Source organism: Synechococcus sp. CBW1004 (assembly GCF_015840715.1).
Taxonomy (GTDB): domain Bacteria; phylum Cyanobacteriota; class Cyanobacteriia; order PCC-6307; family Cyanobiaceae; genus Cyanobium.
This window is the reverse complement of sequence record NZ_CP060397.1, coordinates 338157-358663: the sequence shown is the minus strand read 5'-3', so window position 1 is coordinate 358663 and position 20507 is coordinate 338157. Positions and strand designations below refer to the sequence as shown.

Sequence of the window (20507 nt, the reverse complement as noted above, 5' to 3'; positions counted from 1 at the left end):
AAATCTGAGCCGGTCGATGCCGGTTGATGCCGGTCATCACGGGCTTGACTCTCCACCTGAGTGGAGGCTCTACGGTTGAGACATCCCCGCATCAGAGGCCATGAACTCGACATCAAGCCGCGGTCATTCGCGGTTCCTGGACCTGCTGCTGGGGGTCGGCGCTGTTGCTGCCGTTGTCTCAGGGGGCGGGTCGCTCGCGGCACGCGCCAGTGCTCCAGCCCTGATGCCGGTCACCTCCTATCGATCCGCCAGCTGCGGGTGCTGCAAGGGCTGGGTGCAGCACATGCGCGCCAATGGCTTCGCCGTGCGCGATGTCGTGGTGGCCGATGTCGCCGTGATCAAGCGACGCCTGGGGGTCCCCGCCCGCCTGGCCTCGTGCCACACCGCCGAAGTGGCCGGTTTTGCCCTTGAGGGTCACGTCCCTGCTGCTGATGTGAAACGGCTGCTGCAGAAACGGCCGCCCCTGGCGGGCCTCGCCCTTCCGGGGATGCCCCTGGGCTCCCCAGGCATGGAATCGGCCTACGGCAAAGAGGCGTTCACGGTGATGGCCTTCACGCGGACCGGAGCCATCAGCAGCTTCTCCCAGCACGCCAAATGAGAACCCAACCATGACCACTCCACTTCGGCGACGGCAGGTACTCGGACTTGGGCTCGCCGGCCTCGGCACGGCCGTGGTCGGCCCACTTCTCTGGGACCGGCTGCAGCGCTCCGCCGCCCGGGCCCAGCCGGCCGGTGCGGCGCGGCTGGCCTCCCGTGGCGGCGTGGCCGATCTGGAGCTGGTGGCCCAGGCCACGCGGGGAAGCCTTCCGGGTGGCCCCGCCGAGCTGCTCACCTACAACGGCCGCTCACCCGGTCCGCTGCTGGAGGTGAACGCCGGCGATCGGGTGCGGCTGCGACTGCGCAATGAACTCAAGCAACCCACCAATCTCCACTTCCACGGGCTCCACATCCCCCCCACCGGCACGGCCGACAACGTCTTCTTGAGCGTGCCGCCCGGTGGCTCCTTCGACTATGAGTTCACGCTCGCCAAAGACCACCCGGCCGGCCTGTTCTACGTCCACCCCCACCAGCACGGACTCTCGGCCGATCAGGTGTTTGGCGGCCTCAGCAGCGCCCTGGTGGTACGCGGCGATCTGGACAGGATTCCGGAAGTGGCGGCCGCCAAAGAAACCGTGCTGGTGCTCAAGGATTTCGCCAGCGCCTCCGGTCAGGAAGCCGCCATGGGCGTGGGGCGCATGCTCGGCCGGGAAGGCCCCCTGCTGACGGTCAACGGGGCGATCAACCCAGGCCTGGCAATTCCCAGCGGCGGCCTGCTGCGGCTGCGCCTGCTCAATGCCTCCAATGCACGGATGTACCGCCTGGCCCTCGAGGGCCACTCACTGGTTCTGATCGCCACCGATGGCGGCGCGATCGCCACCCCAGAGCCTCTCGATGAGCTGCTTCTGGCCCCCGGCGAGCGGGCCGATGTGCTGGTGCAAGGCAACCAGACCCCAGGCAGCTACAGGCTGCTCAACCTGCCCTACCAGCGCAGTGGCCACATGGGGATGGCCGCCGCTGAGGACGCTCCCCGGACCCTGGCCACCCTCAGCTACGCCGGAACGGTGCCACCACTACCTCTGCCGAAGGCCCTGATCCCTGTGCCGGCCCTGCCGAAGCCGGAGCGCACCCGCCGTTTCGTCATGGCCCATGCCATGGGAACGGGCATGGGTGGGATGAAGCACGACATGGGCGCCATGGGCGGAGGCGGCATGGCCATGGGCGGCATGGGCATGGGATTTCAGATCAATGGCCAGGCCTTCGAACCCGATCGCATCGACACTCGGGTTGCCCTCGGGAGCACGGAAGACTGGCTGATCGTCAACGACGACGTGATGGATCACCCCTTCCACTTGCACGTCAATCCCTTCCAGGTGATCAGCCGCGCGGGTCGTCCTGAATCTCAGCGACGCTGGAAAGACACCGTGCTGGTGAAAGCGGGCGAAGAGGTGCGGATCCGCGTCACATTCAGGGATTTCCCGGGGCGCACCGTCTATCACTGTCACAACCTCGACCACGAGGATCTGGGGCTGATGGGGGTGCTGCAGATCGAGTAGTGGATGGTCTGACGCTGCCCATGATGATCACGCCCATAGCCGCCAAAGACACAGGACTCGAATTGATCCGTGAATGCGCCACGTCCTGACCCTCTCGCTGGCCTGCTGCTGGCTGACAGCTCCGGTGATGGCGGCTGAAGTGGAGGCGTGCCGGAACCTGCTGGAGCAACGCAATGCCCTGGCCGAGCAGGCCATGAAGGCCGAAATCGCCCTGGTTCGCACCACCCGCGAACGGATCTGCCCTGTCCTCAGCCAGCAGGCCGATGGGGCCAATGCCAACGACCACAACGAGACGACCATCGACTACCAGGCCCTGATCGAGTGCCGCCGCAAGGCGGAAGAACAGCTGCTGCGCAGCCGGCGGGTTTTCTACGTCAACATCCAGCAGTTCAGGTTCTACACGGCGGCTGGAGCCAAGCTGGCCCGGCAAGCCGATGGGCTGATGCAGCAGATGCAGGATCAGGAGTGTCCCCAGCTGCGTTGATCAACAGCCTGCGGGCACTAGGTGCCGCCAAGACCCTTGACCCTGAAGTGACTACAGGCTGTTTGCTGGGGTCTGGATGACAGGACCATGGCGGAACATTGCTGCAGCAGTAGAACCAGCGGGCAGAAGGCCGGAGCCACCACGGCGCCGCAGCCGGAGCCGGCAAGCGGCAGAGAAGCGCTGTTTCGGATCAGCGCGATGGATTGCGCCACGGAGGAAGGCGAGATCCGGCATGCCCTCTCAGGTGTTGACGGCATCCGCAGCCTGCGGTTCCTGCTGGCCGAGCGCGTTCTGGCGATCGATGCCGAAGCAGCAGCGCTCAACTCCGCCCTTGCCGCAATCCGCCGGCTGGGATTCACCCCGGAGCCGATCAGCCCCGATCAGCGGCCGTCCGCCGCCCAGACCCGCGCCGAACGGCGCCTTGAACGGCTCCGCCTGGCGGGCTCCCTGGCGCTGGCGATCACAGCGGAGCTGCTGCATCTGGTCGTTCCCGCCTTCCCGGGTCATGAGCTGCTTGAGATCGGGATCGCCATCGCCGCCATCGCCCTGGCGGGCTTCTCCGTGTTTCGCAAGGGCCTCGCGGCCCTGCGCCAGGGCCGGCTCAACATCAATGCGCTGATGAGCGTGGCGGTCACGGGCGCCTTCCTGATCGGCCGCTTCCCGGAAGCCGCCATGGTGATGGCGCTCTATGCCGTGGCCGAGGCGATCGAAGCGCGGGCGGTGCAGCGGGCCCGCCAGGCGATCACCAGCCTGATGGCCCTGGCTCCCGACGAGGCGGAGATCCGCCAGAGCGATGGCCGCTGGCAACGCGTCTCCGCCAGTGCTGTGGCCATCGGAGATGTGGTGCGTGTCCGCCCGGGCGAGCGCCTGCCGCTTGATGGCACGGTGCTTTCCGGCGAGAGTGCGATCAACCAGGCCCCGATCACCGGCGAAAGCCTGCCGGTCGACAAAGGCCCTGGTGATGAAGTGTTTGCGGGCACGATCAACCAGGGCGGCGCCCTGGAGATCCAGGTGACGGCACCTGCCTCGCTGAGCACCCTGGCGCGCATCATCCAGGCCGTGGAGGAAGCCCAGGCCTCCCGTGCTCCGATCCAGCGCTTCGTCGATCGCTTCGCGGCCCGCTACACCCCGGCGGTGTTCGTGGTGGCACTGGCTGTTGCCCTGCTGGCGCCGCCCTTGCTGGGGTTCACCCCCCTGCAGGCCATCTACAAGGCACTGGTGCTGCTGGTGATCGCCTGCCCCTGCGCGCTGGTGATCGCCACACCGGTCACGGTGGTGAGCGGCCTGGCCACCGCCGCCCGTCGCGGCATCATCATCAAAGGCGGCCTCTACATCGAGGAGGCCCGCAAGATCAAGGTGCTGGCGCTCGACAAGACCGGCACGATCACCCTGGGCCAGCCCCAGCTGGTGGCCTTTTCCCCTCAGCAAGAAACGGCAGACGCTGGCGTTCTCAAACAGTGGGCTAGCAGCCTGGCGGAGCGCTCCGACCATCCCGTGTCGCGGGCCATGGCCGCAGGCCTTGATGGCGAGCGGCTGGCCGTGGAGGCCTTCGAGGCCCTCCCCGGAAGGGGGGTGCGCGGCGTGATTGCGGGGCGGCCGCTGATGCTGGCCAACCACCGCTGGATCGAGGAGCTGGGGCTCTGCTCCAGCTCACTGGAAGCATCGATGCAGGTCCACGAGCGCCAAGGTCGCTCGCTCAGCCTGCTCGCGGATGACAGCGGCGTACTCGCCTTGATCGCTGTTGCCGACACCGTTCGGCCCAGCTCCGCGGCCGCCATGGCGGCCCTGAGAGCCCTGGGCGTCAAACCGGTGATGCTCACGGGTGACAACGCAGCCACCGCCGGCGCGATTGCGGCCCTGGCCGGCATCGAGCAGGTGAAAAGCAACCTGTTGCCCCAGGACAAGCTCGATGCGGTGGCCGCTCTGCAGGCCCGCTACGGATTCACGGCCATGGTCGGCGATGGCATCAACGATGCGCCGGCCCTGGCCCAGGCTGACATCGGTTTTGCGATGGGGGCCGCGGGCACCCAAATCGCCATCGAAGCGGCCGATGTGGTGATCATGAACGACGATCTGATGCGTGTACCGGAAACGATCGCCCTCTCGCGCCGCACCTTCTCCATCCTGCGCCAGAACATTGGCCTGGCGCTGGGAATCAAGGCCCTGTTTCTGGTGCTAACCGTGGCCGGGAACGCCACGATGTGGATGGCGGTCTTCGCGGACATGGGCACCAGCTTGATCGTGATCGCCAATGGCCTGCGGCTGCTCCGCACTCCCACGCTTGGCAATATCAGGGGCTGAGCCTGGTCGGAAATGATCAGATCTGAGCCTTGTCGATTCGTGCCGAACGGTTCAATTCCATGAGGATGCCGCAGGTCTTCACCTCATCCGGTTGCTGACAAAGCCCTCTGAGCTGCCGTAGCTGATCCTGGAGTTTGTGCAACTCATTCACGCGGGCATCGACCTCGGCGATCTTCTCGTCCAGCAGGGCATTCACCGTCAGACAGCTTCCGGACGGTGTGTCGAGCACCCCGATCAGGATGCGGACCTCCTCCAGGCTCATGTCCAGGCTGCGGCAGTAGCGGATGAAGCGCAACTGCTCCACATGCTGCGGAGAATAGAGGCGATAGTTGCCATCCGTGCGCTGCGGCACCGGCAACAAGTGCTCGCGTTCGTAATAGCGGATGGTTTCGATCGTCACTCCGGTAGACCGTGCCAACTCGCCAATCTGCATGGATTCATCCCCTTGGGTAGGTAAGTCGGGCGGACAAGCCTCCCTGGCGCAACGCTAGGCTCTTGACCCTGAAGCCACTTCAGGCTTTTCAATGGCCGTATCTCAGCCGTTCTCTCCCCCTGTGAGCAGCGCTACGCGAACCAAGCCTCTCTCCAGCCGTCGGGTCGGCCAGGAGCCAGGCCGGCCCTGGGTGCGCCTCACCATGGCCGTGCTCGCCACGATCGGCATGATCGATACCGGCTCGATCACCGCCAAGCGCTGGGGTTGGATCGGCAGCCTGTCCTGTCCGGGCGGTAGCGATGGCTGCGACAAGGTGCTCGGCAGCGCCTGGGGCACGCTGCTGGGCCAGCCACTTTCTCTCTTTGGGTTCCTGGCCTACGCCACGGTGCTCCTGCTGGCCCTGATGCCGTTGCTGCGAGGAGGTCTGCGCGCCCCAGCCTCGGAGGGCAATCGCTGGGCTCTGTTCCTCGTCAGCTGCGGCATGGCCGTCTTCAGTTTGGTGCTGATGGGGCTCCTGGTCTTCGAGATCAAGGCCTTCTGCACCTTCTGTGTGGTCTCAGCCGCCCTCAGCCTCGCGCTGTTCCTGTTGAGTCTTGTTGGAGGTGGCTGGATCGACCGCAGCCAACTGATCTTTCGCGGAGTGATGACAGTCCTTCTTGTTGGTCTGCTGGGGCTGGGCTGGGCAGCATCGGCGGACCAGCCTGTCGCCCAAAGCGGACGGGCGGCTCCAGCTGTCATCAGCGCCAGTTCGCCGGCCAAGATTGCCCTGGCGGAGCATCTGAGCAGCGTCGGCGCCCGGGTGTTCACGGCGTACTGGTGCCCCCACTGCCATGACCAGAAGGAGGCCTTCGGCAAGGAGGCCGCCGCCAAGCTCCAGGTGATCGAATGCGCCGAAGACGGCGCCAACAGCCAGGCGCAGCTGTGCAAGCAGCAGGGGGTTCAGGGCTATCCCAGCTGGCAGATCAAGGGCGTCGTGGATTCGGGCGTCAAGCCGCTGAAAACTCTCGCTGATCTCAGTGGCTACACAGGTCCTCGCGACTTCTGAGCTAGCGGTGATCCCTTCCCCAGGGTGGGCTCATGCCGGCGATGCCCCAGCAGGATCGCAGCCACCCTCGCCTTACCCTCCAACTCCGCTGGCGTCGCTTCATGCCTGATGCACCGCTGGACATGGCCGCGCGCACCAATGCCCAGACGGTGGAGGTGCCTGCCGGCCTGGGCATGCTGCGCACCTTCATGCGGGTGCTGGGCCCCGGCTATCTGGTGGCCGTGGGCTACATGGATCCGGGCAATTGGGCCACGGATCTGGCGGCCGGCTCCCAGTTCGGGTACCGCCTGCTCTGGGTGATCGGGCTCTCCAGCCTGATGGCGATGGTGCTCCAGTCGCTCTGCTGCCGGTTGGGTATCGCCACAAGGCTGGACTTGGCCCAGGCCTGCAGCCGTCTGCTGCCGCGGTTCTGGCGGATCCCCCTCTGGCTGCTGGCCGAAGTGGCGATCATTGCCTGCGACCTGGCCGAGCTGGTAGGCAGCGCCATTGCCCTGCAGCTGCTCTTCGGTCTTCCATTGCCCTGGGGGGTGGGCCTCACGGCCGCCGACACCCTGTTGCTGCTGGCACTGCAGCGCTTCGGGATCCGGCGGCTGGAGGCCCTGGTGATCGCCCTGGTCGCCCTGGTCGGGGGTTGCTTCGCGGTGGAAATGTTCTTGCTGCAGCCCAACTGGGGCCAGGTGGGCCAGGGCTTCCTTCCCCAGGCCGCCAGCCTTAGGGACGGGCAGCAGCTGTTTCTGGCGGCCGGCATTCTCGGTGCCACGGTGATGCCCCACAACCTCTACCTCCATTCCTCGCTGGTGCAGACCCGCCTCTGGGCGGAGGGCCAGGGGACGAGGCGCAGGGCCCTGGCTTTCAGCACCTGGGACACCCTGATCGCCCTCAGCCTTGCCTTTCTGATCAATGTCTCGATCCTGGTGCTCGCCGCCGGCAGCTTCTACGGACGGCTACCGCAGCCGGTGACGGACCTGAGCGAGGCCTACCGGCTGCTGACGCCGATGCTGGGCACCTCTCTCGCCAGCGTGCTGTTCGGGGTGGCCCTGCTGGCGGCGGGACAGAGCTCGACGCTCACCGCCACCATGGCCGGCCAGATCGTGATGGAGGGGTTCCTGCAGATCCGGCTGCCGGACTGGAAGCGGCGGCTGCTCACCCGCGGCCTCGCCCTGATCCCGGCGATGGCCACGGTGATCCTGTTCGGCGAGCGAGCCACCACGAATCTGCTGGTGCTGAGCCAGGTGGTGCTTTCGCTGCAGTTGCCCTTCGCGGTGATCCCGCTGGTGTGGTTCTGCGGCCGCCAGGGCCTGATGGGCGATCTGAAAGCACCGCTCTGGCTGCAGGCCGCGGGCTGGATCTGCGCCAGCGTGATTGTGCTGATCAACCTCTCGATGCTGAGCGCGGTGCTGCGGGGCGTCTGAACCGTTGACAACGGCAGCCTCTTTAGTCCCATGACGAGCAAAAAACACTGGGACACGATCTGAGCATCCAAGGCCACTGAGTCGTTGAGCTGATGCCAGAGGCACCACGGTGACCAAGCGACTGGATGCCTGGAGCATTTCCCACCACAAGCTGCAGCAAACCGCGCTCCAATCCCACGAGTGCGGAGACACCGATCAGGGGCAACACGCCCCAGGGGAAGCGCAGCAGCAGGGTCAGCGACATGAAGATCAGGAAGACTGCAAGGGCATCGAGCTGGCCAGTGTTTTCCCCATTTGGGCCTGCTCTGATGGCTGGTCAGCGACACCAGGTCAGCGAGGTGCTGGACTTCTGGTTCGTGCAAAGCCGGCTGCGCCAGTGGTTCGCCAAGGACCCGGCCTTTGATGCCCTCCTGCGGGAACGATTCCTGGGCCTGACACGGCGGGCGATCGCCGGTGAGCTCGATGCCTGGAATGAAGAGCCGTCCCGAGGCCTGGCGCTGGTGCTGCTGCTGGATCAGTTCCCGCGCCAGTTCTGGCGCGACACCGCCATGGCCTTCGCGGGCGATCTCCAGGCCCTGGCGCTGAGCCTGATGGCTGTGGAGCGCGGCCGGCTGGAGGCCGAAGACGAGCAGGCAAGGCGGCAGTTCTGGCTGATGCCGCTGATGCATTCGGAAGACCTGGCAGAGCAGGAGGCGGCACCTGCCGCTGTTCGAGCGGTTCAGCGATCCCCGCACCGCCGACTTCGCCCGCCAGCACCGGGATGTGATCGCCCGCTTTGGCCGCTTCCCCCACCGCAATGCTGCTCTGGGGCGGGTGTCGAGCGCGGAGGAGCTGGCCTTCCTGCAGACGCCGGGCTCCCGCTTCTGAACCGGCTCAGCGTTCAGCCGGGGAAGGCGGTGGCAGCCACTGGGGCGCGCAAGGCTGCCAGCCCTGCTGGCGCTTCTGGGCCCAGAGCTTGATCGCCTGCTCTCGCGTCAGCTCCCTGCGCTTTTTGAGCAGCGGCGGCTCACCGCCGGTCATCACCTCCCCGAAGGTCACCTCCAGGCTCTGACTCCAGCGGTCGTAACGCATTGGCCTGAAGTGCAGCACCTGGCGACCGTCGCTCAGCCAGCCTTCCTGGGGCGAGAGCGGCGGTCGCTTCCGGTCACCGACGTGCATGGGCCGCTCAGGCCACCTCCGGCGCCCAGCCCTGGCTCCGGGTCATGTCGTCGGTCCAGCCCTGACAGCGGCTGGTGAGGTGCTCACCATGGGCGATCAGACCCTGATGCAGCTGGCAAGTGAGCACCGGGATGCAGTTCACTCCCGCGTGGTGGCGAAACCAGTGGCAGGTCATGCAGACCTTGCGGCTGCGGGTTTTGAGCAGCACCTCGCTGTCGAGGTAGGGCCACTCCTCGATCGGGGCTTCAAGCCTGGCTGCCAGGGCTGCCGGCCGGGACAAGGAGACGCCCATGAACCACTCAAGATGCGTACACCTGTACTAGCGCGGTTGTCTTGGTCTGGCTTGCTCAGCTCGTCCGCTTCAGGGGCAGGATGCGCACCCGCCGCCGGCGTTCATCGGCGACCACCAGCGCCCCTTGCTCGATCTCGGCGCCATAGGTCTTGAGCAGTGACAGCACCAGCGTGCCGATCGCCTCGGGCAGGACATTCAAGCAGCGCACCTGAAGCACGCTCGGCCCATCGGCACCGCTGAGGGCCAGCATCGTGCCGAAGTCCAGGTCGTGCGTGAAGACGGCGTAGCTGTTGGCGATCGCCCACTGCATCAGGACCGTATCCGGTGCCCTTGGATCGCCCACCTCCGACCAGTGCACGGCTTCATGACCTGCGGCCCGCAACAGGGGGATCCATTCGGTCGAGAGGTTCATGTCGACCAGGAGCCTGGCCATCAGCTCAGGACCAGCGCCTCTTCTCGCTCTTCCATGCGCCAGGCGGCGTACGCCAAAGCCTCATCGATGTCTGCCGCTTCCAGCTGCGGGTAGGCCTGCAGGATCCGCTCGCGGCTGCTGCCGCTGGCGATCAACCCCACGACCGTGCCCACCGTGATGCGCAGCCCGCGGATGCAGGGCTTGCCACCCATCACGGCGGGATCGTGGCTGATGCGGGGAAACGCCATGGGCCAAGCGTAGGCAGAAGCCGCCAACTTGCCCCCTTCAGGAGAGGGGCTGGGCAGCTCAGCCGGACTGAAGCTGGTGTTGCACCAGGAACGTCTCAATCCAGTCGTGGTGGCACTTCTGGTTGATCCGATCGGCGATCGTCACCGCCTCCTCGGGCACCTGGAACCGCTTGCGGAAGGCCCGGGTGAGGCTCTCCAGCTGGGGGCGGGGGAGAGCCCGCAGCGTGCTGTGGAGGTGCTGGATCGTCTCGGCATCGAGGGGGATCTGGCCGCAGTCGGCGTGGGCTGATGGCGGTGGCGTCGGGTCCGTGGCTTGGGTGCGGCGCTGAGCAGCGGAGGCAGCGGCGGCGGCGGGAGAACCAGCCTCCGGCCGGCTCAGACAAGACCGCTGCCCACCAGGCCGCTGGGCCCCATCACCCTGGCCCGCTGCACTGCTGACCTCCCGCTGGCGCTTGTCATAGAGGGCAAGGCCAAACGGGTTCCCGAAGGTCATCAGGGCCCGCTTCATGGCATCGGTCTCGGCTTCCTTGAGGGCGGATTCATGGGCCTGGCCCAGGTCCACGTCGATGCCGTGGCCGGCACCGCTGCCCTCACGGATCAGGGGTGTCAGGCCACCGGCGGTGACGGTGACGCGGACGCGGGCGGTGTAGGTGACGCCCCAACCGGGCTTCTGGTCTCGGCTCGTGCCTCTGGCACCGATCAAGCGTTCGGCCTGGGCGACGCAGCGGACGGCCACGGTCTGGCGCTGCCAGCCATCGAAGCCAAAGATGCGGTTGGCTTCCGCGATCACCTGCCACCCCTCCAGATAGCTCACGCGGCTGCGGCCTTGCTCCCGCTGGCGGACGTTGGCCCGATCGAGGGGGGCGGAAAGAGCGGCGAGCTGCTCGGGGGAGAAGCCAGGGGGCTGGACCGAGACGGCGGCCGACGCGGATTCCGGCACGGATGGAGGGAGCGCCTCGCGTCGATCAGCGGAGCGGATCAGCTCCAGGGCTGAGGGGGGCCTCTGGACGGGACGTGGAGCAGCGGGCCGGCTGGCCCCGTTGGTGGAAGGAGCGGCGACGGTCATGGCGATGGAAGCAATGGTGTGAGGAGGAAGGAGAAGGAGCCCCGGCTGCCTGGCCGGAACCCCAGTTGCATGAGGCCTGTGGCTCCTCAGTGGATGCGCCAGGAGCGGCGGGAGATCAGCTGGGCGCCGGTGATCTGCTGGCCTGCCTTGAGAGCCGCCTTGATGGCGGTCTTGTCGGCCGAGAAGGTGGTTTTGACGCTGAGCCACTCGGGATCGAGCAGGGCCTCGTTCTCGATCTCGACCGCCTGTGACTTGCGGCTGCTGAGCTCGTGGTTGGGAAACGAGAAGCGGGTGGCCGTGGGCTGCAGCCTGGTGAGCACCAGAACCAGCGAGTCCTCGAGGGCATCCGCCCGAGAGGCATCAGACCGGGAAAGCTCGGTGAGCCGCTTGGCCTGCTGCTGGCGGTAGGCGGCCTGGCCGCGCAGGTGCTCGATCACCCAGCAGGTGGCATCGGCTTTGGCGGCGAGGGCCTGCTTGTTGCCTTCTTCCGCCAGCAGGGCAGCCTCCAGCTCGGCGAGGGCCTGGGCGCGGCTGTCGTCGTCATCGGCTTCCAGCTGCTCGGCGAGCTGACCGATGGCGGTGGTGAGCTCCTGGGCCTCGATGCCCAGCTGCCAGAGCGAGCCGGACCGCTGCAGGGAGCAGGAAGGCCCGGCGGTCTGCGGGAGAGCTGGGGCGAGAGGTACGGCGGGGGCGGTGAGAACGGCCATGGGGATGGGGATGTGAGGAGGGAACGGGAAGAACGGCGCGGCGACTGCCGCTCAGGCGGCGAGCGGCTCCGGCGAGAAGGGCGGCGGCACTTCCATCACCACCACCGGCACCGGCGAGCGGGAGGAGCAGCGGCGGGCCTGCTGGACGAGCGAAGCCGTGCCCGGCCCACCGGGGAAGGCGATCACCAGCACCGAGGCGCTGAAGGCAGGGGAGGTGTGGGCCTGGGCCTCGACCAGGGCCTGCTCCAGCAGAAGGCGATTGCGGATGGGCCCGGCAGCGCGGCCATGACGGCGCCAATCAGCGGCGAGGGCCTGGACCCGCCAGCCGAGCTGCTGGGCGGCACGGCCGATGGCGCGATCAGCACCACGGGCACCGCCATGCAGCAACAGATGGACAGGCCGGCCGCCAGAGCGCTGGAGGAGAGCAGAGGCGATGCGCTCCTGGGGCCAGACGAGATCACGGCCACCAGCGGCAACGATGACGACCGAGCGATGGGCCAACGCCGGCGGCGACAGGAGGCCAAGGGAAGGCAATGCAGCGGCCTGGGCCACTGCAGCAGAGGACAAGCTCATGGCTACAGAGCAAACGAACGGGACAAGTTGTCCGAGGATTTCGTTGCCGCAGGCGATGGGCTCGTGGCCTTTGGCGCAGCTCTTATTCTACCAGTACAAACGCACTGAGCAGCGGGCAGAGTGGCTGCGGGGCAATGGATCTACGCAAAGCAGAGCTAGCCGCTGATGGATCGGCGAGCTGATAAGCAAGGCCACCAGATTCAGCCCTGAATGCCCAGCTGGCCGCGCAGCCGCGCGAGGAAATCAGAGGCATCACCCCAGCCCCGTGCACGGGGCAACTTCCCGGGCACCGCAGCCGCGGGAGAGTAGCCATGCCTGCCCACCCCCACACCGGCCCCGGAGCGGAGGGCGGCGGCGGCTGGCCGATGCACGCCACGGCGCAGCCGTGGCACGCTGAAGGACGGCCGCTGTCGCACCGGGAGGTGCGCTCAACGAATCCGACCGGAGCCCAGTGGCGGTTGCTCAGCCCCAGGGAACGTCCAGGAACTCCACCAGCAGCACGCCTCGGTGGGTGCCATGGATCGTGACCAGTCCCGCCTTGGCAGCAAGCTCCATGCCAGGACGCTCCTTGCGGACCTGTTCGGCGGTAGCCAGCACCCGCACCCAGCCGCCGGTCATGAAGTCCTCGCTGCCTGTTTCAAAGACCTGCAGCCGGCGGTGCTGGTTGCTGTTGCGCTCGTAGTACAGGCCTCCACCGGTGGGGTCGGTTCCCTCTGCCCAGACCTGATCCACCATCAGCTTCCCGATCGCCAGTGGGTCCCGTGCCGCTGCGTCAATGGCCTCACCGTCAAGCACCAGCGGGTTGCCCGGGTCCTCACGGTTGTCAGAGATGATCAATCGGTCGCCCATGAAAGGGTTCTCCTCAGCCCCTTCCTGTCGCGTGATCACGCCGCATGGGTCAATCCAGCGATGGTGCTCGTCAGTCTGGCTGCGGATCAGCTCTCAGCCCCAACCAGCGCCGGCTCAGCCATCTCCCCTGAACCCTCTGATCCGGGTCTCAAGCAGGTCCCACGGCCCTCGAATTCCGTCCATCCATCACAGACCGTGAATGACGGTATAAAAGACGGTACAGACGGGGGCACCCATCGTCCCAAGTCGTCCTATAGCAGTCGATCCGGTCCGTTGCACACGGACACCCTCTCCGTTCCCTCAGATCCCTCTCCCCGACTGGCTTCTCGGCTGGTCGGGGAGCTCTCTTTTGAGGCCCCGCCAGCAGCACCGCTGACTGGTTGAGCCCCACGCAGTGTCTGTTTCACGCGCTCTGGATCGACCTTGCAGCGCGCCGCACACGAGCGGTCAGATCGGCTCGTAGTCGATCTGCCCAGAGCTGTTGATGCACGCCTCGGCGAAGAAGCGGGCCGTGGTAGCTGAGATCAGGCCCTGGCGGGCGAGCACTTCGCCAATCCGCTCACCACTCTGTTGGTGCTCCGCCAGCGCGCGCTCCAGCTGCTCGGTGCTGATGAAGCCCATCTCGACGAGTCGCTCTCCGAGGCGCATGTCGTTGAAGCCCCTCTCGTCGAACAGCGAGGGGTGGAGCAGCAGCTCCAGGAGCCGGGGCGGCACCTGCATGTTGAGGCGCAGAAATTCGCCAAACCGCTCGGTGTCAGCAAAGGGTCGGTAGGCGGTGAGCAGCTCGTCGAGCTGCTCCATGGTGAAGACACCCGCCTGGAACAACTTGTTGCCGAGAGGCTGGCTGGCAAAGCTGCTGAAGCGGCGGGCCTCCGCCTCGGCGCTTTCCAGGTCTCCCTCCAGCAACTCAGGCGCCTGGAAGAAGTCACGGATCCAGCTGTCGGTCTCGAGGAAGCGGAAAAGCTCAGCGGGGTTGAGGGTGAGGCTGCCCAGCTCCTGCTCCAGCAGCTCCTCGACGAAGGCCACTTCGGTGGTGGGGCCCACCACCAGGAACGGCAGCCGGGGGCCCGGGCCGTTGCCCACAAGCTCGAGCTGCACCTGGGGAGCACTGAGACGGAAGCGATACATCGCCAGGAGGCTGCACACGAGGCAAACTAGCCAGATCTCCGGTAGAGGGGGCCGGCTCCGTTCTCATGGTTACGTAACAGTTGCCAGCGAACCTGGGACGCCATTTCTAACCTGAACCCGGTGGCTGACAGAAAATGGGTGCATCACCGTTACAAAATCGCCAAGCAGGCAACCAGAACGCCAGCTGGCTCGGTGCAGTTGCCGCATCCCTGGCGAGGCCCGGGCGCTGGCTGAAGCAGGAGCTGAACGACAACTTCAATCTGATCGAAGAATTCATCACCAACAGATTCTTCCACTCCCTTGGCAACGTGGATTGGAGCGCCTACCAGATCGGGCCTCTGGTGGTGAGTTCGCTGCTGATCAACCTGCTTGAACTGTCATCACCGCTCTATATCAATATCGTCTACACCTCCGTACTGCCCAGTGGCTCCATGGAGAGCCTGCTGGTGCTGAGTGTGGGCGTCGTGCTGCTGATGCTTCTCGGTGGCTGGCTGCACACCCTGCGCCTCGCACTCACCGGCCAGGATGGCGCACGCCTCGAACATCGCAACCGGCTGGAGGCGCTCGACCACTTCTGCCGAATGCCCCTGACGACCTACCTGCAGCTGTCACCTGCAGCGCATGCCGAACGGCTGAGCAGCATCAGCATGTTGCGCGATGAAACCACCGTGCAGGCGCTGACGACGGCGATTGATCTGGTCTTCTCTCTGCTGTTTGTGGTGGCCCTGTTTCTGATCGGCGGCAGCATCGGCATTGTCGCTGTTGTGGCGATCGTCGTGTATGTGCTGCGCGCCCTGGCGTTCTCACGCAACTATGAGCAGATCGCCAAGCAGCGCGACCAGCTGGAGCTGTCGCGCCTCACCTACCAGAACCAGCTGGTGGGCGCTCTTGATCTGATCAAGGCCAATGGCCTCGGGAGCCGATATCTCCTGGGGCATGAGCGCCGCCAGGAGGAATTGGCCTGGCAGCGCATGCAGAACGCCCTGTTCAGCGGCCAGTACCAGGCCTTTGGTGCCCTCACCAGCCAGGTGGCCATGGCCACGATGGTCACCTGGGGAGCGTTTCTGGTGATCGGCGATCGGATGAATGTGGGAGCCCTGGCCGCCTGCCTGCTGCTCTCCGGCAAGGTGCTCTCCCCCTGGCAGCAGGCCATGGGGCTCTGGAACAGCTACCGCCGACTCAGCCACGCCCGCGAGGAATTCGAGGCATTGATGGCCCAGCCGGTCGAGCCAGGCGGTGGACGGCTGCGGCTCCAGGTTGCCCCCGACAGCGCCCTTCAGGTGAGCCTGGCGGGCCTCGCACTTCCGACGGGCAACGTGATGCTGCTCCGCGATGGTCGCTACGGCGCTGATGTGCGGCAGTTGTTTCTGGGACTGCTTCAGATTCACCCCCTGCCTGGTCTGCTGATCAACGGCAAGCCGATCGATGCCTACAACCGGGAGGGGCTGCGGCAGATGATTAGCTACGTGGATCCCTCCCAGGAGCCATTTGAAGGGACGCTGCTGCAGAACCTGACGAGTTTTCAGCCGCGCCGTCACCAGCGTCGGGCCCTCTTCTGGAGCTATCTCAGCGGCTTCGACGCCAAAGTGCGTGCTCTGCCCAGTGGCTACGACACCCTGATGGGTCAAGGCCCCAGCAGCGGTCTCTCGAGCGATGGCATCAAGCTGGCCCAGCTGGTAAGGGCCCTCGCCACAGACCCCCAGGTGCTGTTGCTCGACCTCAGCAATTGCTCCTACGGCAAGGATTTCATCGACGCACTGCAGCGCATCCTCAAGCGAACGCGCGGTCGCATCAGCGTCTGGATCAACGGCAGCGGCAGGGTCCTCGAGGCGATCAGTGATGGTCAGCAATCGCTGCCGCTGATGGCGGAGGTGGGGCAATGAGAAAGTCAATCCAGCTAGGTAACGGCGCTCCCCAGAGCGGCACCATTCTGAGCGGAAAACCTGACTCCGGACAGCTGCTGCGCGACCTCACTCTCAGCCCAGCAGCGCCGATGGCCTTCTGCGTGCGGTTGTTACTGCAGCAGTTGCAATGGACCGGCCGCTCTGAGCAGCTGTTTGAGCTGTTCGACGCCGATCCCCGCCGGATGGACCTGGTGGATGCTCGCAACCTCCTGCTGCGGCTGGGCTTCCACAGCACAAAACAGGTCCTGAACCACTGGGGACAGCTCAACCCCCAATTGCTGCCGGCCCTCTATCTGGCCCCGGACAACGTCCCCTGGGTTCTCTCACGCGATAAAGGCAGTGCTGTGGTTGCCGGCAACGTGAACGGCCGCAGTGATGTCCTCCAACTGGAGCCGGGCGGTGTACTGATCCTGATTCAGGAACGGAGTGGCAAAACGCGGATCGGCATGCTCCAGGAGGTGTTCTACCGCTTCACCAACCGGATCGGCCTGCTCTACGTCATCAGCTTTGGGCTGGCACTGCTGGCATTGACACTGCCCTTCTACATTCGCGCCATCTACAACCTTGCGATCCCCAGCGACAGCATTGCCTCCACCTCGTGGATCTTCCTGGGCGTCCTGGTTCTCTTCGACCTCACCTGGATCCTGCGCCAATGGCGCTCGACGGTGCTGGCCCAGCTTGGTGGTCGCATCGACGCCCTGCTGGGCGTGGCGTTGGTGGAGAAGACCTTCAGTCTCGACCTCCGTCAGATCGAGGCCATGGGGCGCTTTGGTCTGCAGAGCCGCCAGCGCAATCTCGACAGCCTGCTCAGCTATCTGCAGGGTCCCATGGCCCTGGCCTGTCTCGACTTCCCCTATGTGGTCATCTACCTGCTGGCCATCGCCCTGATCAGCGGCTGGCTGGTGCTGGTGCCACTGGTGCTGATGCTGGTGTCAGGCCTGATGGTGTGGACGTTATCGAGGTTCTATGCCGGGGCTGCCGAGATGAATCTGAACACGGGCATAGGGCTGGCGCAGGCCCAGCAGGAATTGGTACATCGTTTCCTTGACGTTAAACTCACCAATGTCGAGTGGGTGTGGCTGCAGCGACTGCGGGGATTATCCGCTCAGAGTGCCACTAGCAGTCTCACCCTCAACCAGCAGGTGGGCCAGCTGCAGGTGATCACCTCCACGAGCTCGCAGCTGGCGGCCGTGCTCACCCTGGCAATCGGTGCCTGGATGGCCTATGGCAGCGGACAGGGTTCCATGGCAATGGGAAATCTGATTGCCTCGATGTTCTTTGTGTGGCGGGTGTTCGGTCCGTTCCAGCAACTGATGAATGCCCTGCTGCGCTTCTCGACCATGCGGGCACAGTACAGCCAACTTGATCAGTTCCTGAATCTTCGCAACTCACCACGCATCACCACCACCGTGCAGCACAGAGAGGTGATTCGTCTTCGCGGTGCCGTGCTGCTTGACTCGGCTGCCTGTCGGGTGAGCAACGACAACAGTCTCGCCATCACCCGTGCCTCGCTGACGGTATCCCCCGGTCAGATCCTGGCCGTCACTGGCAATCCGGGGTGTGGCAAGAGCACCGTGCTGCGGGTCATCGACCAGCTGCTTCCAATGGTGAGTGGTTCGCTCTTGCTCGACGGAAAAGATTACCGTCAATTCACCACAGACACCATCCAGAGGAACATTGCATTTCTGATGGACAAGGTGGAACTGCTGCCCGGCACGATTTGGAGCTATCTCACGACCATGAATCCGGAAGCCTGTGCGGCAGAAGTACGGGAGCTCTGTGATCAGTTGCAGCTTCTGCCGATCATCGAATCATTGCCCCAGGGGTTTGACACCGAGCTCAATGATGCGGTCACCTATCAGTTGCCCAGTGGTGTGCTGAAACTCCTTGCCTTGGCTCAGGCTGTGATCAAGGACGCACCGATCCTGCTTCTGGATGACATCAGCCTGGGCCTCTCCCCTGATGAGTTTGAATCCGTTCTGGCGTTGCTGCCGAGCTTGCGTCGCTGTCTCTTCTCCGGCCAGGAGCGCTCGGTGATCCTGGCCACAGACAACAAGCTGCTGCTGGAGCAGGCCGATCTGCTCTGCATCCTTGACAAAGGCGTGACTGTCTTTCAAGGCACACCGGATGAGCTGCGCAGACGCATGCAGCGCTCTGCCACCGCCGATTGTTGATGTGATGCCCGGCCTTGATGCCGGAGCTGACTTTCCATTCCCTCACCTGGTTCGCCGCCATGACCACCAGCCCTCTTCCCCCACAGAGCCTCCCCCCCCAAGTTGCTGTCGACGATCAAGGTGGTCCACTGGCGGTGAAACCTGCCTCAGGACTGTTGGCACGCCTGCCGGGAATCGACGATCCCGACGCCATCGCTCTGCTGGGCAGAAAACGTCTCAGCCAGGCGCTGGAGTTGGAGGAAAAGCCCGACAACCGCTACTTGCGGCTCACCCTCTATGGGCTGGGCGCAGCGGCTCTGATCTTCTTCCCCTGGGCGGCGCTCACCCCGATCACCCAGGTGGTGCGAGCTTCCGGGGAAGTGATCCCGCAAGGCGACGTGACCGTGGTGCAGCACCTTGAAGGTGGCATCGTTGCGAAGGTGAATGTGCAGGATGGCGACCCGGTCAGCGCCGGGGAGATCATGCTGGAATTGCGGCCCACTCTGGTGGAGAGTGAATACCGGGCCGTCGAGCAACAACTCAAGAACATGCTGCAGCAGCAGAAGCAGTTGCAGGCGGCAATCCGCGGAGACAAAACGGCCGCGTTCGACAACGGCAAAGTGAGTGAAGCCCAGCGACAGTTGCTACGGAATCGCATGGCCAATAAAAGCGACAAGATCGCATTGGCCGAAGCCCAGATCCGCGAGAAGCAAGCAGAAATCCGTGGCTTGAACGACCAGATCACAAAATTCCAGCGCGAACTGACTCTGTACCAGACGCAGCGCGGGATGTATGCCGATCTGGTGAAAACCGGCGCAGCATCACGGCTGAATTTGTTGAACGCCGACCAGCAGGTTGCCTCCGCCAACACCAAACTTGCCGAGTTGCGCGGCACTCGCGCCGAAGCGACTCAGCTGCTCCAGCAGGCCGAGGCGAATCTCCGCAGTCTCAAAAGTGGCTTGAACATGGAGGAAAGCTCCCAGGTAGCGGAACTGGTGAATGAAGAGGCAGTCTTGAATCAGAACATCAAGAAATTGCGCAACCAGCTCGATCGAACCAAGATCGTGGCGCCATTGGCCGGCACAGTGAGTGATTTGCGTTTCCGCACTCCTGGAGCCGTGGTAGCCCCTGGCGCAGTGGTCCTCAAGTTGGTGCCAAGCCAGAGCCTCAACCAGGTGGAAGCACGCGTGCGTTCCTCCGATATTGGCTTTGTGAACGTGGGTCAACCTGTAGAGGTGAAGCTACAGCCCTACGACGCAAGCATCTATGGATCTGTACCGGGCAAGGTGGTCAGCATTGCGCCTTCCACAGTCCAGGATCCGGATGACCGTCAGTATTATTACAAGGCTCGCATCGAGCTTGATCGGCAGTATGTGGATCCCAAGAATCAAAAATATCCGATTCAAGTAGGCATGCCACTTGTAGCCGAGATTCAAGGGCCAAGGCGCAGCGTTCTGCGCTATCTGTTCCAGCCCTTCACCCGCACCCTTGACTCGGCTCTGCGTGAGCGAAGCTGATCGAGGATTCTCAGACACTTCTCAGACATGAAGTGCGGACGTGCTTGCTGCGGGCAGCTGGGCATGATTAGGTTTGAGCAATCGTGAGGAAAAACATGGAGGTGGAGGCCTACGTCCCTGGCCTGGTGGACACCCCCACTGAGATCAGCGGGACTACCGACCCTTCATCCGGTGTGAGCCACCTGGTGGAGGCCTTCCTGGTACTGGCAAGTCCCTTGCTCCAGAGTGCCGGCGATGCCTGCATGAGAGGGGGGGTCGAGGGACAGGATGAGCTCGTGAGCACCACAGTGGTGGCTGAACTGGCCTACGGACTGGATCAGGTGGTGAGCGGCTATCTGGACGATGAGGGCCTGGATGTCGAGGCCTACGGTCGTGTGCAGCAAGAGATCCTGATGAGTCTGGCGGAGGATCTGGAGCCCCTAACTGACGATGATCCAGTTCCTGACCTGCTGGATGGGAACGGGCAATATGACCTGTTTGCCGTGCTTGAAGCCTGCGGCAATGGCCTGGTCGAGGGCCATCCCGAGGGGAGCCCGGATTGCTGAATCGACGGGATCGACCGAGGGTTTTCTCACCGTCTTCTCAGCTTTGTCAAACAGCTTGTCCCGCAAGCGATTTCAGCACCATTGGGCACAGAACTGGTCAGCTGACTGGTTCTTCTGGTAGAGCCACGTGCTCCACGTCAGATGACCGATCTACTGTTGACATAGACCACGGCTACCGCCGTTACCG

22 protein-coding genes and 1 pseudogene are annotated in these 20507 nt (G+C 64.7%); 12 read left to right on the top strand and 11 right to left on the bottom strand.

The genetic code is table 11. The annotated features are described in order from the left end of the window. The first annotated feature begins 100 nt into the window (after positions 1-100). From H8F25_RS01585 to H8F25_RS01570, 4 genes are all read left to right on the top strand, one after another. Positions 101-598, top strand: coding sequence for a DUF411 domain-containing protein (locus H8F25_RS01585; protein ID WP_231596987.1), 498 nt, complete (start codon positions 101-103; stop codon positions 596-598). A gap of 10 nt (positions 599-608) precedes the next feature. After that, positions 609-2093, top strand: a complete 1485-nt coding sequence (locus H8F25_RS01580) for a multicopper oxidase family protein (RefSeq protein ID WP_197169819.1) — start codon at positions 609-611, stop codon at positions 2091-2093. 73 nt (positions 2094-2166) lie between these two features. Then, positions 2167-2577 (top strand): hypothetical protein, encoded by a 411-nt coding sequence (locus H8F25_RS01575; RefSeq protein ID WP_197169820.1) that lies wholly within the window; start codon positions 2167-2169, stop codon positions 2575-2577. An 87-nt stretch (positions 2578-2664) separates the two neighbouring features. Then, complete coding sequence (locus H8F25_RS01570; RefSeq protein WP_231596986.1) at positions 2665-4878, top strand: cation-translocating P-type ATPase; 2214 nt, start codon at positions 2665-2667, stop codon at positions 4876-4878. 16 nt (positions 4879-4894) lie between these two features. On the opposite strand, the gene cadR is transcribed toward H8F25_RS01570, so the two are convergent. Further along, positions 4895-5311: a Cd(II)/Pb(II)-responsive transcriptional regulator gene (cadR, locus tag H8F25_RS01565; protein ID WP_197169821.1), complete on the bottom strand. Its 417-nt coding sequence runs from the start codon at positions 5309-5311 to the stop codon at positions 4895-4897. A 202-nt stretch (positions 5312-5513) separates the two neighbouring features. On the opposite strand from cadR, the gene H8F25_RS01560 reads away from it, so the two are divergent. The 4 genes and pseudogenes from H8F25_RS01560 to H8F25_RS18060 all read left to right on the top strand — a co-directional run bounded on the left by H8F25_RS01560 (position 5514) and on the right by H8F25_RS18060 (position 8635). Beyond that, a complete protein-coding gene (locus H8F25_RS01560; RefSeq protein ID WP_370525790.1) occupies positions 5514-6356 on the top strand; it encodes a vitamin K epoxide reductase family protein in 843 nt (280 codons plus the stop codon). Between the two features lie 122 nt (positions 6357-6478). Then, a complete protein-coding gene (locus H8F25_RS01555) occupies positions 6479-7768 on the top strand; it encodes an Nramp family divalent metal transporter (RefSeq protein WP_231596984.1) in 1290 nt (429 codons plus the stop codon). Between the two features lie 125 nt (positions 7769-7893). Next, positions 7894-8433 (top strand): annotated as a pseudogene (locus tag H8F25_RS18065) (DUF924 family protein); the annotation flags it as partial. Between the two features lie 97 nt (positions 8434-8530). After that, positions 8531-8635, top strand: a complete 105-nt coding sequence (locus H8F25_RS18060) for a DUF924 family protein (RefSeq protein ID WP_370525789.1) — start codon at positions 8531-8533, stop codon at positions 8633-8635. A 6-nt stretch (positions 8636-8641) separates the two neighbouring features. Here the strand turns inward: H8F25_RS18060 and H8F25_RS01545 are convergent, their stop codons facing one another. The 10 genes from H8F25_RS01545 to H8F25_RS01500 all read right to left on the bottom strand — a co-directional run bounded on the left by H8F25_RS01545 (position 8642) and on the right by H8F25_RS01500 (position 14201). Continuing rightward, a complete protein-coding gene (locus H8F25_RS01545; RefSeq protein ID WP_197169824.1) occupies positions 8642-8926 on the bottom strand; it encodes a DUF1651 domain-containing protein in 285 nt (94 codons plus the stop codon). Positions 8927-8933: 7 nt separating this feature from the next. Next, entirely contained in the window at positions 8934-9218 is a 285-nt protein-coding gene (locus H8F25_RS01540; RefSeq protein WP_197169825.1) for a galactose oxidase, read from the bottom strand. A gap of 55 nt (positions 9219-9273) precedes the next feature. Further along, positions 9274-9651, bottom strand: a complete 378-nt coding sequence (locus tag H8F25_RS01535) for a DUF5615 family PIN-like protein (protein WP_197169826.1) — start codon at positions 9649-9651, stop codon at positions 9274-9276. Continuing rightward, a complete protein-coding gene (locus H8F25_RS01530; protein WP_197169827.1) occupies positions 9651-9878 on the bottom strand; it encodes a DUF433 domain-containing protein in 228 nt (75 codons plus the stop codon). The genes H8F25_RS01535 and H8F25_RS01530 overlap by 1 nt, the downstream gene beginning before the upstream one ends. A gap of 58 nt (positions 9879-9936) precedes the next feature. Further along, positions 9937-10944 carry an RAD52 family DNA repair protein gene (locus H8F25_RS01525; RefSeq protein ID WP_197169828.1) on the bottom strand — a complete coding sequence of 336 codons (1008 nt, stop codon included), beginning with the start codon at positions 10942-10944 and terminating at the stop codon, positions 9937-9939. An 86-nt stretch (positions 10945-11030) separates the two neighbouring features. After that, positions 11031-11651 (bottom strand): siphovirus Gp157 family protein, encoded by a 621-nt coding sequence (locus H8F25_RS01520; protein ID WP_197169829.1) that lies wholly within the window; start codon positions 11649-11651, stop codon positions 11031-11033. A gap of 51 nt (positions 11652-11702) precedes the next feature. Next, a complete protein-coding gene (locus tag H8F25_RS01515) occupies positions 11703-12224 on the bottom strand; it encodes an SLOG family protein (RefSeq protein WP_197169830.1) in 522 nt (173 codons plus the stop codon). Between the two features lie 200 nt (positions 12225-12424). After that, positions 12425-12640, bottom strand: coding sequence for a hypothetical protein (locus H8F25_RS01510; RefSeq protein WP_197169831.1), 216 nt, complete (start codon positions 12638-12640; stop codon positions 12425-12427). A 46-nt stretch (positions 12641-12686) separates the two neighbouring features. Continuing rightward, entirely contained in the window at positions 12687-13073 is a 387-nt protein-coding gene (locus H8F25_RS01505; protein WP_197169832.1) for a hypothetical protein, read from the bottom strand. A 447-nt stretch (positions 13074-13520) separates the two neighbouring features. After that, entirely contained in the window at positions 13521-14201 is a 681-nt protein-coding gene (locus tag H8F25_RS01500) for a hypothetical protein (RefSeq protein WP_197211749.1), read from the bottom strand. Between the two features lie 134 nt (positions 14202-14335). Between H8F25_RS01500 and H8F25_RS01495 the strand changes: the two genes are divergently transcribed. From H8F25_RS01495 to H8F25_RS01480, 4 genes are all read left to right on the top strand, one after another. Then, the gene (locus tag H8F25_RS01495; protein ID WP_197211748.1) at positions 14336-16084 is read left to right on the top strand and encodes an ABC transporter transmembrane domain-containing protein; all 1749 of its coding nucleotides are present in this window, start codon (positions 14336-14338) and stop codon (positions 16082-16084) included. Then, positions 16081-18279 (top strand): ATP-binding cassette domain-containing protein, encoded by a 2199-nt coding sequence (locus tag H8F25_RS01490; RefSeq protein WP_231596983.1) that lies wholly within the window; start codon positions 16081-16083, stop codon positions 18277-18279. The genes H8F25_RS01495 and H8F25_RS01490 overlap by 4 nt, the downstream gene beginning before the upstream one ends. Positions 18280-18338: 59 nt before the next feature. Then, positions 18339-19775 carry an HlyD family type I secretion periplasmic adaptor subunit gene (locus H8F25_RS01485; protein WP_197211747.1) on the top strand — a complete coding sequence of 479 codons (1437 nt, stop codon included), beginning with the start codon at positions 18339-18341 and terminating at the stop codon, positions 19773-19775. 83 nt (positions 19776-19858) lie between these two features. Further along, positions 19859-20320, top strand: coding sequence for a hypothetical protein (locus tag H8F25_RS01480; RefSeq protein WP_197211746.1), 462 nt, complete (start codon positions 19859-19861; stop codon positions 20318-20320). Positions 20321-20507 lie beyond the last annotated feature (187 nt).

Bases quoted from the DNA above. Each gene is read 5' to 3' on its own strand.
- H8F25_RS01525 (WP_197169828.1), bottom strand. From the start codon at position 10,944: ATGACCGTCGCCGCTCCTTCCACCAACGGGGCCAGCCGGCCCGCTGCT.
- H8F25_RS01520 (WP_197169829.1), bottom strand. From the start codon at position 11,651: ATGGCCGTTCTCACCGCCCCCGCCGTACCTCTCGCCCCAGCTCTCCCG.
- H8F25_RS01555 (WP_231596984.1), top strand. From the start codon at position 6,479: ATGGCCGCGCGCACCAATGCCCAGACGGTGGAGGTGCCTGCCGGCCTG.
- H8F25_RS01570 (WP_231596986.1), top strand. From the start codon at position 2,665: ATGGCGGAACATTGCTGCAGCAGTAGAACCAGCGGGCAGAAGGCCGGA.
- cadR (WP_197169821.1), bottom strand. From the start codon at position 5,311: ATGCAGATTGGCGAGTTGGCACGGTCTACCGGAGTGACGATCGAAACC.
- H8F25_RS01500 (WP_197211749.1), bottom strand. From the start codon at position 14,201: ATGTATCGCTTCCGTCTCAGTGCTCCCCAGGTGCAGCTCGAGCTTGTG.
- H8F25_RS01575 (WP_197169820.1), top strand. From the start codon at position 2,167: ATGCGCCACGTCCTGACCCTCTCGCTGGCCTGCTGCTGGCTGACAGCT.
- H8F25_RS01545 (WP_197169824.1), bottom strand. From the start codon at position 8,926: ATGCACGTCGGTGACCGGAAGCGACCGCCGCTCTCGCCCCAGGAAGGC.
- H8F25_RS01485 (WP_197211747.1), top strand. From the start codon at position 18,339: ATGACCACCAGCCCTCTTCCCCCACAGAGCCTCCCCCCCCAAGTTGCT.
- H8F25_RS01515 (WP_197169830.1), bottom strand. From the start codon at position 12,224: ATGAGCTTGTCCTCTGCTGCAGTGGCCCAGGCCGCTGCATTGCCTTCC.
- H8F25_RS01495 (WP_197211748.1), top strand. From the start codon at position 14,336: ATGGGTGCATCACCGTTACAAAATCGCCAAGCAGGCAACCAGAACGCC.
- H8F25_RS01560 (WP_370525790.1), top strand. From the start codon at position 5,514: ATGGCCGTGCTCGCCACGATCGGCATGATCGATACCGGCTCGATCACC.
- H8F25_RS01490 (WP_231596983.1), top strand. From the start codon at position 16,081: ATGAGAAAGTCAATCCAGCTAGGTAACGGCGCTCCCCAGAGCGGCACC.
- H8F25_RS01530 (WP_197169827.1), bottom strand. From the start codon at position 9,878: ATGGCGTTTCCCCGCATCAGCCACGATCCCGCCGTGATGGGTGGCAAG.
- H8F25_RS01505 (WP_197169832.1), bottom strand. From the start codon at position 13,073: ATGGGCGACCGATTGATCATCTCTGACAACCGTGAGGACCCGGGCAAC.
- H8F25_RS01540 (WP_197169825.1), bottom strand. From the start codon at position 9,218: ATGGGCGTCTCCTTGTCCCGGCCGGCAGCCCTGGCAGCCAGGCTTGAA.
- H8F25_RS01585 (WP_231596987.1), top strand. From the start codon at position 101: ATGAACTCGACATCAAGCCGCGGTCATTCGCGGTTCCTGGACCTGCTG.
- H8F25_RS01535 (WP_197169826.1), bottom strand. From the start codon at position 9,651: ATGGCCAGGCTCCTGGTCGACATGAACCTCTCGACCGAATGGATCCCC.
- H8F25_RS01580 (WP_197169819.1), top strand. From the start codon at position 609: ATGACCACTCCACTTCGGCGACGGCAGGTACTCGGACTTGGGCTCGCC.